We start from the raw sequence: 12,860 nt of genomic DNA on the forward strand, positions 1-12,860 counted from the left end.
ATGAGTGCAGATAAGAAGAGCCGCATTGCGATCGTGACGGGCGCGGGCAGCGGCATCGGCCGATCCGCCGCGCTGGCCTTGCTGGGCGACGGTTGGAGCGTGGTGCTGGCGGGCCGGCGGCTGGAGCCGCTGGAGCAGGTGGCCGATGAATCGGGCGCCGGCGCGCGTGCCTTCGCGGTGCCGACGGACGTGGCCAATCCCGAGTCAGTGCAGGCCCTGTTCGCTGCTGCCGTAGAGCGCTTCGGCCGGGTCGACCTGCTGTTCAACAACGCCGGCGTCGGCAATCCGCCCGGGCCCTTCGAGGCGTGGACGCCGGAGCAGTGGCGCGGCGTGGTCGACGTCAACCTGAGCGGGATGTTCTATTGCATCCAGCAGGCTTTCCGCATCATGCAGGCGCAGACGCCGCGCGGCGGCCGCATCATCAACAACGGATCGATCTCCGCCACCGCGCCGCGGCCCAATTCCATCGCCTATACCGCGACCAAGCACGCGGTGGAAGGGCTGACCAAGACCGCCTCGCTCGACGGCCGCAAGCACGACATCGCGGTGGGCCAGATCGACGTGGGCAATGCGATGACCGAGTTGGCAGCGCGCATGACCAAGGGCGTGCCGCAGGCCAATGGCGAGATCGCGATCGAGCCGGTGATGGATGTGTCCATCGTCGGCCAGTCGGTGCTCTACATGGCCAACCTGCCGCTGGAGGCCAACGTGCTGTTCCACACCGTGATGGCGACCAAGATGCCCTTCGTCGGGCGGGGCTAGACGAGTTCTTCTTCAGCCGCGCGCCAGCGCGCCGGCGGTGAGCGGCAGGCATTCGGGCCAGCGGTCGGCACGGTCGCCGTGCAGCCACACCGCCTCGCGGCTGGCCGCCATCGCAGGCCGGCCGGCCGCCAGCGCGGCGCCGATCATGCCGGCCAGCACGTCGCCGGTGCCTGCGGTCGCGAGCCGCGCGTTGCCGGTGGGGTTGATCACCGGCGTCTCTCCCGCCGCGGCCACGATGGTGCCCGAGCCCTTGAGGACGATCGTTGCGCCGAAGCGCTCCGCTAGCCGCTGGGCGGCGCGCAGCCGGTCGGCCTGTACCTCGGCCGTGCCAGTGCCCAGCAGGCGCGCCGCTTCGAGGGGATGAGGCGTGAGCACCGTGGCGCGTCCCGTGCGCGCGCGTGCGCCGAGCAGCGTCTGCAGGGCGCCGTCGGCAGCGATGGCGTTGAGCGCGTCGGCATCGAGCACCAGCGCCCAGGCTTCCTCGAGCACCCGCGGCAGCGGATCGCGTACCGCCGCGCCGCCGCCGCAGCCGCAGACCACGGTGATGGACGCCAGGTCGAGCGCCTCGGGGCGCCGGAACATCAGCTCGGGCTGCGTCGTGTCAAGCGGCGCGAGGCCGGCATCGAGCGGCGCGACATAGACGCGGCCGGTGCCGGCATGCAGCGCCGCCGTGGCCGCGAGCAGGGCGGCGCCAGCCATCCCCGGGGCGCCGCCGATCACCGCGACATCGCCATAGCTGCCCTTGTGGGAGGCGTGCGGCCGCGCCGGGGCGGGCGGCTCGCCGAGCAGCCGGGCGGTGGGCGGCTCGGCCCCGGGCGCTGAATCCAGGTCATCGAACCACAGCTCGCCGGCCGCGTCGCGCCCTTGCGCCGTGAAGAGCCCGGGCTTGAGCGTCAGCAGGCTGAGACACAATCGGCGGACCCCATGCGCCGGCCCGGCGGCAGAAGCCAGGAAGTCAAGCGACAGTACGCCGGTGTCGGCATTCAGGCCCGAAGGCGTGTCCACGCTGAGCAGCGGCGCGGAGCCGGCGTGCATGCGCCGCAACCAATCGGCCATTGGGCCCTCCGGCGCGCGGGCAGCGCCCAGGCCGAGCAGGGCGTCGATGGCGAGATCGGCATGCGCCGGTGGCGCGTCCGCGAAGCGCACGCCGGCATCGCGCGCGCGCTGCAGCGAGGCCGCTGCGTCGGCCGGCAGGCGAGCGTCGTCGCCGATGCGGGTGACGACCGGGGCGAAGCCGCGCTGCCGCAGTTGCGCTGCCGCCTCGAAGCCGTCGCCCCCGTTGTTGCCGGGGCCGCAGGCGATCCAGATCGTGCGCGCGTGCGGCGCGGTCGCCATGGCAAGCCGCGCGACCGCCAGCCCGGCGCGCTGCATCAGCGTGTGCGGCGGCAGGCTGGCCGCAGCCGCCTGTTCGATCCGGCGCGAGGCCGCGACGCCGAACAGCGGGGCAGTGGTGGCGGCAGTGATGCGTTGCATGGCGGGCCCTTCCATCCTGACGTCAGCGGAACCCCTAGTGTTGCAGCAAACGCTCGATGCCGAGCCCTTCGAGATCGATGCCCGGATCGCGCCCCCCCATCATGTCCGCCAGCACACGCGCGCTGCCGCAGGACAGCGCCCAGCCGCTGGAGCCGTGCCCCAGGTTGAGCCAGACGCCCGACACGCCGCTCGGTCCGATGATGGGCGGGCCGTCCGGCAGCATCGGCCGCGCGCCCTTCCATTGCTGGACGCCGGCCTGCAGGGTGACGGCGCCCGGGAACCAGTCCTGGAGCACCTTGTAGAGCGTGCGCAGCGCGTCGGGATGAAGGCTGTCCAGCGAGCCGCCGAGCTCGGCGCTGCCCGCTACGCGCACGCGCAGGCCGAGGCGCGAGATCGCGACCTTGTAGCGCTCGTCCATCACCGCGCTGCGCGGCGCATTGAGCGGTTCGCGGATGTTGGCGCTGATCGAGTGGCCGTAGACCGGGGCGAGCGGAATGCGCAAGCCCAACGGCCGCAGCAGCTTGGCCGAGTCCACGCCGGCGCACACGACCACGGCGTCGAAGCGGTGGCCTTCGGAGCCGCTCGCCAGCCGCACTTCAGTCGGCGCGGCGCGGCTGAGCGGCGCGAGGTCGCAGTTGAAATGGAACTGCGCGCCCAGCGCCTCGGCCTCCCACTTGAGCAACAGGGCGAACTGGCGGCAGTTGGCCACCTCGTCGTCGGGCAGGTGGATGGCACCGGCGAGCGCGGTGTCGGCATTGAGCGCGGGCTCGATCCGGCGCGCCTCATCGGCGTCCACCTCGCGGAAGCTGCTGCCGGCCTGGCGCAGCACCTCGAGGCCGGCCTGCACCAGCTTCTTCTCGCGCTTGGACCGCAGCAGCACCAGGTAGCCGTCGCTGCGCTCGTAGCTGAGCTCCCGCGCCTCGGTGATCTCGTGCAAGCGGGTGCGGCTGTAGAACGCCAGGCGCTGCATGCGCGCGCGGTTGGCCAGGTAGCTTTCGAGCTGGCAGGCGCGCTGCCAGTGCGCCATCCAGCCCAGGTCGCGCCGGCTCAGCGGCCAGCGCAGCTTGACCGCGCCGTGGGTGGAGAGCAGCGAGCGCAGCACCTTGGCGCGCATGCCGGGTGCGGCCCAGGGCGTGACATAGCCGGGCGCCACGACGCCGGCATTGGCGAAGCTGGATTCCTCGGCGGCGGCGCCGCGGCGCTCGAAGACCATGACTTCATGGCCGTCCGAGGCCAACTCCCAGGCGGTGGTGACGCCGATGATGCCGGCGCCCACGATCGCGATTTTCATTCGGTTCTTTGGGGTGAGATAGGAGGCGCCGCCCGCGGGCGATTCCCTAGTGCGTCGCTTGCAACTCGCGTTCCACCTGCAGCGCGAGCGCCAGCACCGCATCGTCGTGCAGCGCGGCATGCCAGAGCATGAGGCCGACAGGCAGTTCGCCCTCGACATGGCAGGGCAGCGAGAGGGCGCAGCCGTCGAGCATGTTCACCACCGATGGGTTGCGCAGCAGCAACGTGTTGATGCGGAAGAAGGCCTCGTCGCGCTCCGCGCCGGGTGCCACCTCGGCCAGGGCCGGCGCCATGATCGGCACCGTGGGCGACAGCAGGGCGTCGAAGGGTGCGAGCGCGCGTTCCATGCGGGCGATCCAGTCGCGGCGCGCTTGCATGAGGTCGATGTATTCGTGCGCCTTCATCGTCGCGCCCTTGAGGATGCGCTGCGCCACCCGCGGGTCGTAGCCGGCTCCGCTGCGTTCCAGCAGCAGGCGGTGCCAGGCATAGGCCTCGGCGGCGGAGAAGCCGCCAGTGGCATTGATCGAGCGCAGATCGGCCAACTGGGGCAGGGCGAGCTCGTCGATGCGGGCGCCGGCGGCGCGCAGGGTCCTGATCGTGCGCTCGAAGGCGCGGGCAACGGCCGGCTCGATCTCGTCGAAGAACAGATCCTTGACCACGCCCAGGCGGTAGGCGGACAGCGGTGCGGTGCCGGCGGTGACGCGGCGTGCGGCCAGGATCTCGTGGGCGGTGATGGCATCGCGCACCGAGCGCGTCATGGCGCAGACCGTATCCAGCGAGGTCGACAGCGGCAGGGCACCCTCCGTCGGCACCAGCCGCGCCGTGTTCTTGAAGCCGACGAGTCCGTTCAGCGCCGCCGGGATGCGGATCGAGCCACCGGTGTCGGAACCCAGCCCGATGAAGGCCGCACCGCTGGCCACCGAGATCGCAGCGCCCGAGGACGAGCCGCCCGGGATGCGCGGCGTGGCCGGATCGCACAGGTTCGCGGGCGTGCCGTGATGCGGATTGACGCCGACCCCCGAGAAGGCGAACTCGGTCATGTTGGTGCGGCCGAGCAGGCTGCCGCCCGCGGCGCGCAGCCGGGCCACGGCGGGGGCGTCGGCCCGCGCCGACGGGGCGTGGGCCAGCACGACCGAGCCGGCCGGCGTCGGCTGGCCGGCGAGATCGAACAGGTCCTTGGCCGAAAAGGCCAGTCCGGCCAGGCGCTGCGCGGGCTGCGCCAGCGCGGCCGCCTGGCGCGCTTCTTCGAACATCGGACGGGTGAAGGCGTGCTCGCAGGCCGGGGAGCTGGCCGCGGCGATGGAATGCTCCATCTCGGTGCGCGCGTCGGAGGCGCCGGCCAGCAGGGACAGGCGGGTGGCGTGCAGGTCAGGGCGCATGGTGTGGAGTGGCTGCGGGCAAGGAGGGAGGGTGGTAGTGCGTGCTATACTCTGCGGGTTTCACTCTGGGTCTTTTCCCAGCGCAAAACACATCCGCAAACCAGCCCATTCGAGGTGTTGCGGCCCTCGCGAGAGGTCCGCAAAACGGGCTGGATTTTAGACCCAACCTTTGGAGTTATTCCTATGTCGACGACCATGCGCGAAATGCTGGAAGCCGGTGTCCATTTCGGCCACCAAACGCGCTTCTGGAACCCCAAGATGGCCCCGTACATCTTCGGCCATCGCAACAAGATCCACATCATCAACCTGGAAAAAACGCTTCCGATGTTCCAGGAAGCGATGAAGTACGCCAAGCAGCTCACCGCCAACCGCGGCACCATCCTGATGGTGGGCACCAAGCGCCAGGCTCGCGAGATCGTGGCGACCGAGGCGCGCCGCGCCGGCGTCCCCTTCGTCGACACTCGCTGGCTCGGCGGCATGTTGACCAATTTCAAGACTGTCAAGACCTCCATCAAGCGCCTGAAGGACATGAAGGCCCAGCAGGAAGCCGGCCTCGACAACCTCAGCAAGAAGGAGCAGCTGACCTTCACCCGCGAGATCGAGAAGCTCGAGAAGGACATCGGCGGCATCCAAGACATGACCGCGCTGCCCGACGCCATCTTCGTGATCGACGTGGGCTTCCACAAGATCGCCGTGGCCGAGGCCAAGAAGCTGGGCATCCCGCTGATCGGCGTGGTGGACTCCAACCACTCGCCCGAAGGCATCGACTACGTGATCCCGGGCAACGACGACTCGTCGAAGGCTGTCACGCTGTACGCCCGCGGCATCGCCGATGCGATCATCGAGGGCCGTTCCAGCGCCGCCAGCGACGTGGTCAAGGCTGTGGCCGAAGGCAATTCCGATGAGTTCGTCGAGGTCGAAGAGGGTGCCTCGGCCTGATTCGCGCTCGCAAGCGCCTGAAGAAGGGGCTTCGATGCCCCTTTTTTTTAACCTGATTTTCGCGGCGCCCGGTGCGGGCCGCCGCAACTGCTAAACCGAACGGAGAAACAAGATGGCAACAATCACCGCAAGCATGGTCGGCGAACTGCGCGCAAAGACCGACGCCCCGATGATGGAGTGCAAGAAGGCGCTGACCGAGGCCGACGGCAACATGGAAAAGGCCGAAGAGCTGCTGCGCATCAAGCTGGGCAACAAGGCCGGCAAGGCATCGAGCCGCATCACGGCCGAGGGCGTGGTGGCTGCCTATGCCGAAGGCGGCGTCGGCGCCATGGTCGAGATCAATTGCGAGACCGACTTCGTCTCCAAGAACGACAGCTTCCTTGCGCTGGCCAACGCCGCGGCAATGCTGGTTGCCAAGCACAACCCGGCCGACCTGGCCGCTCTGGCCGCGCTGCCCTACGAGCAGGACAGCTTCGGCCCGACGCTGGAAGACGTGCGCAAGGGGCTGATCGGCAAGATCGGCGAGAACATGAGCTTCCGCCGCTTCAAGCGCTTCGCCGGCAACGGCAAGCTGGCCTCCTACCTGCACGGCACGCGCATCGGCGTAATGGTCGAGTTCGAAGGCGACGACACGGCAGCCAAGGACGTGGCGATGCACGTGGCCGCCATGAAGCCCGTCTCGATCGCGAGCTCTGACGTGCCGGCCGAGCTGATCGAGAAAGAGCGCGCCGTGGCCGCCGGCAAGGCCGAGGAAGATCGCAAGGCGGCCGAGGCGGCCGGCAAGCAGCCGCAGCCGGCCGACATCGTCGCCAAGCGTATCGAAGGCGGCGTGCAGAAGTACCTCAAGGAGGTCTCGCTGCACAACCAGCCCTTCGTGAAGAACGACAAGCAGACCGTCGAGCAGATGCTCAAGGCCGCCAACACCTCGATCAAGAGCTTCACGCTCTACGTCGTCGGCGAAGGCATCGAGAAGAAGGTCGACGACTTCGCCGCCGAAGTGGCGGCCCAGGTCGCGGCTGCCAAGGCGGCGGCTGCCTGATCGGCGCCACCGGGCGGCGGCGCGCGCAGCGCGCTGCCGCTTCTTCACACACACGTTTTACACTCGCCACGCCCACCTCAAAGGAAACCCCCATGCTCGAAACCCGCCCGGCCCACAAGCGAATCTTGTTGAAGCTGTCGGGCGAGGCCTTGATGGGTGACGATGCCTTCGGCATCAACCGCGCGACCATCGTCCGCATGGTCGAAGAGGTGGCCGAGGTGGTGAACATGGGGGTGGAAGTCGCGGTCGTCATCGGCGGCGGCAACATCTTCCGCGGCGTGGCCGGCGGCTCGGTGGGCATGGACCGCGCGACCGCCGACTACATGGGCATGCTGGCCACCGTGATGAACGCGCTGGCCCTGGCCGACGCCATGAACAAGCAGGGGCTGATCGCCCGCGTGATGTCGGCCATCGCCATCGAGCAGGTGGTGGAGCCCTACGTGCGCCCCAAGGCCCTGCAGTACCTCGAAGAGGGCAAGGTCGTGATCTTCGCGGCCGGCACCGGCAACCCCTTCTTCACGACCGACACCGCCGCCGCGCTGCGCGGCGCGGAGATCGGCGCGGAACTCGTGCTCAAGGCCACCAAGGTGGACGGCGTCTACACCTCCGACCCGAAGAAGGACCTGGACGCGAAGCGCTACGCGCGCCTGAGCTTCGACGAGGCCATTGCAAAGAATCTCGGCATCATGGACGCCACGGCCTTCGCGCTGTGCCGCGACCAGAACCTGCCGATCAAGGTGTTCTCGATCTTCAAGAACGGCGCGCTCAAGCGCGTCGTGATGGGCGAGGACGAAGGCACACTGGTGCATGCCTAGGAGCAACAAAAGATGACCATTGCCGATATCCGCAGCGCGACCGACGCCAAGATGGACCAGTCGCTCGCTGCATTCCAGAACAACCTGACGAAAATCCGCACCGGCCGTGCCAACCCTGCGTTGCTGGATTCGGTCCATGTCGACTACTACGGCTCCTCGGTGCCGCTGTCGCAGGTGGCGAACGTGGCGCTGATCGACTCGCGTACCATCAGCGTCCAGCCCTGGGAAAAGGGCATGGGCGCCAAGATCGAGAAGGCCATCCGCGAGAGCGACCTGGGCCTGAATCCGGCCTCGATGGGCGACCTGATCCGCGTGCCGATGCCTCCGATGAGCGAGGAACGCCGCAAGGAGATGACCAAGCTGGTCCGCACCGAGGGCGAGAACGCCAAGATCGCGACGCGCAACCTGCGCCGCGATGCCAACGACGCGATCAAGAAGCTGGTCAAGGAGAAGCTGGCGTCGGAAGACGACCAGAAGCGCGCCGAGGCCGAGATCCAGAAGGTGACCGATCGCCATATCACGGAGATCGATCGCCTGGTGGCGGCCAAAGAGGCGGAGATCATGGCCGTCTGAGATGAGCAATCCAAGCGCCGCCGTGCCCCACCACATCGCCATCGTCATGGACGGCAATGGACGCTGGGCCACGCGCCGCTTCCTGCCGCGGGTGGCCGGCCACAAGCAGGGCGTCGAATCGCTGCGCCGTTGCGTCAAGGCCTGTGCCGATCGCGGCGTCGGCGTGCTGACGGTGTTCGCCTTCTCTTCCGAGAACTGGAACCGTCCGGTCGAAGAGGTGTCGGGCCTGATGGACCTGATGGTCATCGCGCTCGGTCGCGAGGTACCGAAGCTGTGCCAGGACGGCGTGCGCCTGCACTTCGTCGGCGAGCGCGGCGGCCTGTCCGAGAAGATTGCCGCAGGCCTGGTGCAGGCGGAAGCCGCCACCGCCCACAACACGCGGCTGGTGCTCAATGTCTGCTTCAACTACGGAGGGCGCTGGGACATCGCGCGCGCCGCAGCGCAACTCGCCGCGCGCGGTGAGCCGCTGACCGAGGCCAGCCTCGACGCGGCGATGGCGCTGTCGCACGTTCCCGACCCCGACCTCTTCATCCGCACCGGCGGCGAGCAGCGGCTGTCGAACTTCCTGCTGTGGCAGAGCGCCTACGCCGAGCTCTTCTTCAGCGATCGCCTCTGGCCCGAGTTCGACGAGGCCGCGCTGGACGAGGCCATCGAAGCCTATCGGCGACGCGAGCGCCGTTTCGGCCAGACCTCTGCGCAGTTGATGGGCGGCGCGCGGCACGATCCCCAGGCCGCCTGAGCGCAATGCTCAAACAACGCATCATCACTGCGGTCGTCCTCCTGGCGATCCTGCTGCCTGCGCTCTTCTATCCCTCGCCTCTGCCCTTCGGCTGCGTGATGCTGGCGCTGATCGCGGCTGCGACCTGGGAGTGGGGGCGGCTCAACGGCTACTCCTCGCGCATGTCGCTCTTCTTCGGTGTCGAGATGGCGTTGCTGTGCGTGCTGTCCTGGTGGCTCGGCCTGCTCGAGCGGCCGCTGCTGATCGTCTGGATCATCGCCAGCGCGGCCTGGGTGCTGGGCGGCGCGGCCTTGCTGCGCGCCGCGGTGCCGGGCTGGCCGCGCGTGCCGCGCGGCCTGCGCCTGGTGGGCGGGATGCTGGTGCTGTGGGTGGCCTGGCTCGCGGTGGTGAAGGCCCGCATGGAGGGCATCAATTTCCTGCTGTCGATCCTCGTGCTGGTCTGGGTGGCCGATGTGTTCGCCTATTTCGCCGGCCGGGCGTTCGGCCTTCGATTCACCCGGGGCAAGCTCGCACCCAGCATCAGTCCCGGCAAGAGCTGGGAGGGGGTCTGGGGCGGCATGCTCGGCGTCGTCGTGCTGGCGCTGGCCTGGGTCTGGGCGGACGCGGCTGCGCGCGCCGGCGTGTCCAGCCTCTACACGCGGCTGGCCGAGCGCGGCTGGTGGCTGCTGCTGATCGGCGTCCTGTTCCTGGCTGCGATGAGCGTGGTCGGCGACCTGGTCGAATCGCTGGTCAAGCGCAGCGCCGGCGCCAAGGACAGCAGTGCGCTGCTCCCGGGCCATGGCGGCGTGCTCGACCGGGTCGATGCGCTGCTGCCCACGCTGCCCATCGCAATGATGCTGGCTTTCCTATGAACGGCATGACACGACAACGCATCACCGTGCTCGGTTCGACCGGCTCGGTCGGCGTCAGCACGCTGGACGTGATCGCGCGGCATCCCGAGCGCTTCGAGGTCTTCGCGCTGTCGGCATCCACGAAGGTCGACGAACTTCTGGCCCAATGCCAGCGCTTCGCGCCGAAATTCGCGGTCATGGCCAGCGCGCCGCATGCCCGGCTGCTGGTCGACAAGCTGCGGCACAGCGGGCTGCGCACGGAGGTGCTGCAGGGCGCCGGCGCCATCGAGTCCATCGCCTCGCACGAGGACTGCGATGCCGTGATGGCTGCCATCGTCGGCGCCGCGGGCCTCGGCCCCTGCCTGGCCGCAGCCCGCGCCGGCAAGCGGCTTCTGCTCGCCAACAAGGAGGCCCTGGTGGTCGGGGGCGAGCTCTTCATGCGCACGGTGCGCGAGGGCAGGGCGACCCTGCTGCCCATCGACAGCGAGCACTCCGCCATCTTCCAGTCGCTGCCGGAAGATCCCGCCACCTGGCCGCGGCGCATCGACAAAATCATCCTGACTGCCTCCGGCGGCCCGTTCCGCACGCGCGCGCCGGAAACGCTCGCGGCCGTCACGCCTGAACAGGCCTGCGCTCATCCGAACTGGGTCATGGGCCGCAAGATCTCGGTGGACTCGGCCACCATGATGAACAAGGCGCTCGAGGTGATCGAGGCGCGCCATCTCTTCGGCGTGGCGCCGGAGCAGATCGAGGTGGTGATCCATCCGCAGAGCGTGGTGCATTCGATGGTCCAGTTCACCGACGCCTCGGTGATCGCGCAGCTCGGCACGCCGGACATGCGAGTGCCCATTGCCGTCGGACTGGCCTGGCCAGAGCGCATCGAGAGCGGCGCGGCACCACTCGACTTCCGGCAACTGGCCGCGCTGACCTTCGACGCGCCCGACGCCCAACTCTTCCCCGGCCTGGGGCTCGCCTGGCATGCGCTGCGCGCGGCGCCGGGCACGACCGCTGTACTCAATGCAGCCAATGAAGTCGCGGTCGACGCCTTCCTGCACCATCGCCTGCGCTTCGACCGCATCCATGCCGTGAACATGGAAACTTTGGAAGCGGTGCTGCCCTCCAACCCGGCATCGCTGGCGGACCTGCTGGACCTGGATGCCAGCGCGAGAGCCGCGGCCAATGCGGCGGCGCTGCGCTTTACAGCCTGACGCTCCTAGAACCAGGGGACTTCCATGCTCACCGTCGTCGCCTTCATCGTTGCCCTGGCCCTGCTGATCGCCGTGCACGAATACGGCCACTACCGCGTGGCGGTGGCTTGCGGCGTCAAGGTGCTGCGCTTCTCCGTCGGCTTCGGCCACACGCTCTTCAGCTGGAAGCCCAGGCGCCAGCATCCCGGACAGGACACGGAGTTCGTGATCGCGGCCTTTCCCCTCGGCGGCTACGTGAAGATGCTCGACGAGCGCGAGGCGCCGGTGGCGCCGGAGGAGCGGCATCGCGCCTTCAACACGCAGCCGCTGCGCTCGCGCACGGCCATCGTGGCCGCGGGGCCCATCGCCAACCTGCTTCTGGCCGTGGTGCTCTACACGGCGGTCAACTGGATCGGCGTCGAGGAGCCTGTCGCCAAGCTCGCCCGTCCGGTGGCCGCTTCGCTGGCCGAGCAGGCCGGGCTGCGCGGCGGCGAGCATGTCGCGCGCGCCGGCTTCGACGGCGAGCTCGAGCCGGTGCAGTCTTTCGAAGACCTGCGTTGGCGCATCACGCGCGGCGCGCTCGACGGCCGCGACCTCACGCTCGAGATTGCCGGCGAGGGTGGACGGCCGGCGCGCGAGATCGTGCTGCCGCTCAGCCGGATCGCTGCCAAGGATGCCGACGCGCAGATGTTCCGCAAGATCGGCGTGGTCGCGCCGCTGACCCGGCCCGAGATCGGCGAAGTCGTGGCGGGCGGCGCGGCCGAGCGCGCGGGCCTGCGCAACGGCGATCTGGTGCGCGCGGTCGGCCCCACCGCCATCGTCGACGGCCAGCAACTGCGCGAGGTGATCCGTGCATCGGTCGACGACGGCCAGCCGCGCACCCAGGTCTGGCAGGTCGAGCGCGGCGGCCAGCAGGAGCGCATCGAGGTCACGCCCGAGGTGCGCGAGGAGGGCGGCAGCAAGTTCGGCCGCGTCGGCGCCTTCGTGGGCTCGCCGCCGGAGATGGTGACGGTGCGGCAGGGCTTGGTGGACGGCGTCTGGCGCGGCGTGGTGCGCACCTGGGAAGTGTCGGCGCTCACCGTGCGCATGATGGGCAAGATGCTGATCGGCGAAGCCTCGATCAAGAACCTGAGCGGGCCGCTGACCATCGCCGACTACGCGGGCAAGTCCGCCAGCCTCGGATTCACGCAATACCTGGTGTTTCTGGCACTCATCAGCGTGAGCCTCGGGGTGCTGAACCTCATGCCGCTGCCGGTCCTCGATGGAGGACACCTGATGTATTATCTTTGGGAGGGCCTGACCGGCAGGAGCGTCTCCGACGCTTGGATGGAACGGCTCCAGCGCGGCGGTGTCGCGTTGCTGCTGGTCATGATGTCGATCGCCATCTTCAACGATGTGACTCGACTCTTTGGTTAACTATCTGTCGGCCCTTTCCGCGCCGGCGCAATTCACAGATGAACAAGAAATACAGTCGCTTTCGCCTGCGCAGCGTTGCCATGCTGGTCGCCAGCGCGCTCTCGGCCACAGCCGCCTGGGCCATCGATCCCTTTACGGTACGTGACATCCGAGTCGAAGGCCTGCAGCGCGTCGAGCCGGGCACCATCTTTGCCTCGCTGCCCCTTCGCGTGGGCGACACCTACAACGACGAGCGCGGCTCCGCTGCCATCCGCGCCCTGTTCGACCTGGGCTTGTTCAAGGACGTGCGCATCGACGTCAGCGGCGATGTCCTGGTGGTCATCGTGGAGGAGCGTCCCACTATCGCAGACGTCGACTTCGTCGGCACCAAGGAATTCGACAAGGCAGCGCTGCAGAAGGCCCTGCGCGAAGTGGGCCT

The 12,860-nt window shown here is 68.9% G+C and carries 13 protein-coding genes; 10 read left to right on the plus strand and 3 right to left on the minus strand.

The window, feature by feature from the left end; all coding sequences use genetic code 11:
* Window positions 1-762, plus strand: a complete 762-nt coding sequence (locus tag AC3A6X_RS04890; protein ID WP_487841055.1) for an SDR family oxidoreductase — start codon at window positions 1-3, stop codon at window positions 760-762.
* Window positions 763-774: 12 nt separating this feature from the next.
* On the opposite strand, the gene AC3A6X_RS04895 is transcribed toward AC3A6X_RS04890, so the two are convergent.
* From AC3A6X_RS04895 to AC3A6X_RS04905, 3 genes are read right to left on the minus strand one after another with little or no spacing between them, the layout of a single operon-like run.
* Window positions 775-2,235 (minus strand): NAD(P)H-hydrate dehydratase, encoded by a 1,461-nt coding sequence (locus tag AC3A6X_RS04895; RefSeq protein ID WP_487841056.1) that lies wholly within the window; start codon window positions 2,233-2,235, stop codon window positions 775-777.
* Window positions 2,236-2,269: 34 nt separating this feature from the next.
* Entirely contained in the window at window positions 2,270-3,526 is a 1,257-nt protein-coding gene (locus tag AC3A6X_RS04900) for a D-amino acid dehydrogenase (protein ID WP_487841057.1), read from the minus strand.
* Between the two features lie 46 nt (window positions 3,527-3,572).
* Complete coding sequence (locus AC3A6X_RS04905; RefSeq protein WP_487841058.1) at window positions 3,573-4,904, minus strand: amidase; 1,332 nt, start codon at window positions 4,902-4,904, stop codon at window positions 3,573-3,575.
* Window positions 4,905-5,087: 183 nt separating this feature from the next.
* Here AC3A6X_RS04905 and rpsB point away from each other — a divergent pair, with 183 nt between their 5' ends.
* From rpsB to AC3A6X_RS04950, 9 genes are all read left to right on the plus strand, one after another.
* Entirely contained in the window at window positions 5,088-5,843 is a 756-nt protein-coding gene (gene rpsB, locus AC3A6X_RS04910) for a 30S ribosomal protein S2 (protein ID WP_487841059.1), read from the plus strand.
* Between the two features lie 112 nt (window positions 5,844-5,955).
* Entirely contained in the window at window positions 5,956-6,882 is a 927-nt protein-coding gene (tsf, locus tag AC3A6X_RS04915; RefSeq protein ID WP_309961658.1) for a translation elongation factor Ts, read from the plus strand.
* 92 nt (window positions 6,883-6,974) lie between these two features.
* Window positions 6,975-7,697, plus strand: coding sequence for a UMP kinase (pyrH, locus tag AC3A6X_RS04920; protein ID WP_106561288.1), 723 nt, complete (start codon window positions 6,975-6,977; stop codon window positions 7,695-7,697).
* A gap of 12 nt (window positions 7,698-7,709) precedes the next feature.
* Complete coding sequence (gene frr / locus AC3A6X_RS04925; protein ID WP_106561287.1) at window positions 7,710-8,270, plus strand: ribosome recycling factor; 561 nt, start codon at window positions 7,710-7,712, stop codon at window positions 8,268-8,270.
* Window position 8,271: 1 nt separating this feature from the next.
* Entirely contained in the window at window positions 8,272-9,009 is a 738-nt protein-coding gene (uppS, locus tag AC3A6X_RS04930; RefSeq protein ID WP_106561286.1) for a polyprenyl diphosphate synthase, read from the plus strand.
* 5 nt (window positions 9,010-9,014) lie between these two features.
* A complete protein-coding gene (locus AC3A6X_RS04935) occupies window positions 9,015-9,860 on the plus strand; it encodes a phosphatidate cytidylyltransferase (RefSeq protein ID WP_487841060.1) in 846 nt (281 codons plus the stop codon).
* Window positions 9,861-9,865: 5 nt separating this feature from the next.
* Window positions 9,866-11,047 (plus strand): 1-deoxy-D-xylulose-5-phosphate reductoisomerase, encoded by a 1,182-nt coding sequence (gene ispC, locus AC3A6X_RS04940; RefSeq protein ID WP_487841061.1) that lies wholly within the window; start codon window positions 9,866-9,868, stop codon window positions 11,045-11,047.
* 24 nt (window positions 11,048-11,071) lie between these two features.
* Window positions 11,072-12,442, plus strand: coding sequence for an RIP metalloprotease RseP (gene rseP / locus AC3A6X_RS04945; protein WP_487841062.1), 1,371 nt, complete (start codon window positions 11,072-11,074; stop codon window positions 12,440-12,442).
* 38 nt (window positions 12,443-12,480) lie between these two features.
* A partial coding sequence (locus AC3A6X_RS04950) for a POTRA domain-containing protein (protein ID WP_487841063.1) occupies window positions 12,481-12,860 on the plus strand: 380 nt, incomplete at its 3' end.

The sequence above is a fragment of the Variovorax sp. Soil_C_12 genome (genome assembly GCF_057657375.1).

Bases quoted from the DNA above. Each gene is read 5' to 3' on its own strand.
- AC3A6X_RS04890 (WP_487841055.1), top strand. From the start codon at position 1: ATGAGTGCAGATAAGAAGAGCCGCATTGCGATCGTGACGGGCGCGGGC.
- AC3A6X_RS04895 (WP_487841056.1), bottom strand. From the start codon at position 2,235: ATGCAACGCATCACTGCCGCCACCACTGCCCCGCTGTTCGGCGTCGCG.
- AC3A6X_RS04900 (WP_487841057.1), bottom strand. From the start codon at position 3,526: ATGAAAATCGCGATCGTGGGCGCCGGCATCATCGGCGTCACCACCGCC.
- AC3A6X_RS04905 (WP_487841058.1), bottom strand. From the start codon at position 4,904: ATGCGCCCTGACCTGCACGCCACCCGCCTGTCCCTGCTGGCCGGCGCC.
- rpsB (WP_487841059.1), top strand. From the start codon at position 5,088: ATGTCGACGACCATGCGCGAAATGCTGGAAGCCGGTGTCCATTTCGGC.
- tsf (WP_309961658.1), top strand. From the start codon at position 5,956: ATGGCAACAATCACCGCAAGCATGGTCGGCGAACTGCGCGCAAAGACC.
- pyrH (WP_106561288.1), top strand. From the start codon at position 6,975: ATGCTCGAAACCCGCCCGGCCCACAAGCGAATCTTGTTGAAGCTGTCG.
- frr (WP_106561287.1), top strand. From the start codon at position 7,710: ATGACCATTGCCGATATCCGCAGCGCGACCGACGCCAAGATGGACCAG.
- uppS (WP_106561286.1), top strand. From the start codon at position 8,272: ATGAGCAATCCAAGCGCCGCCGTGCCCCACCACATCGCCATCGTCATG.
- AC3A6X_RS04935 (WP_487841060.1), top strand. From the start codon at position 9,015: ATGCTCAAACAACGCATCATCACTGCGGTCGTCCTCCTGGCGATCCTG.
- ispC (WP_487841061.1), top strand. From the start codon at position 9,866: ATGACACGACAACGCATCACCGTGCTCGGTTCGACCGGCTCGGTCGGC.
- rseP (WP_487841062.1), top strand. From the start codon at position 11,072: ATGCTCACCGTCGTCGCCTTCATCGTTGCCCTGGCCCTGCTGATCGCC.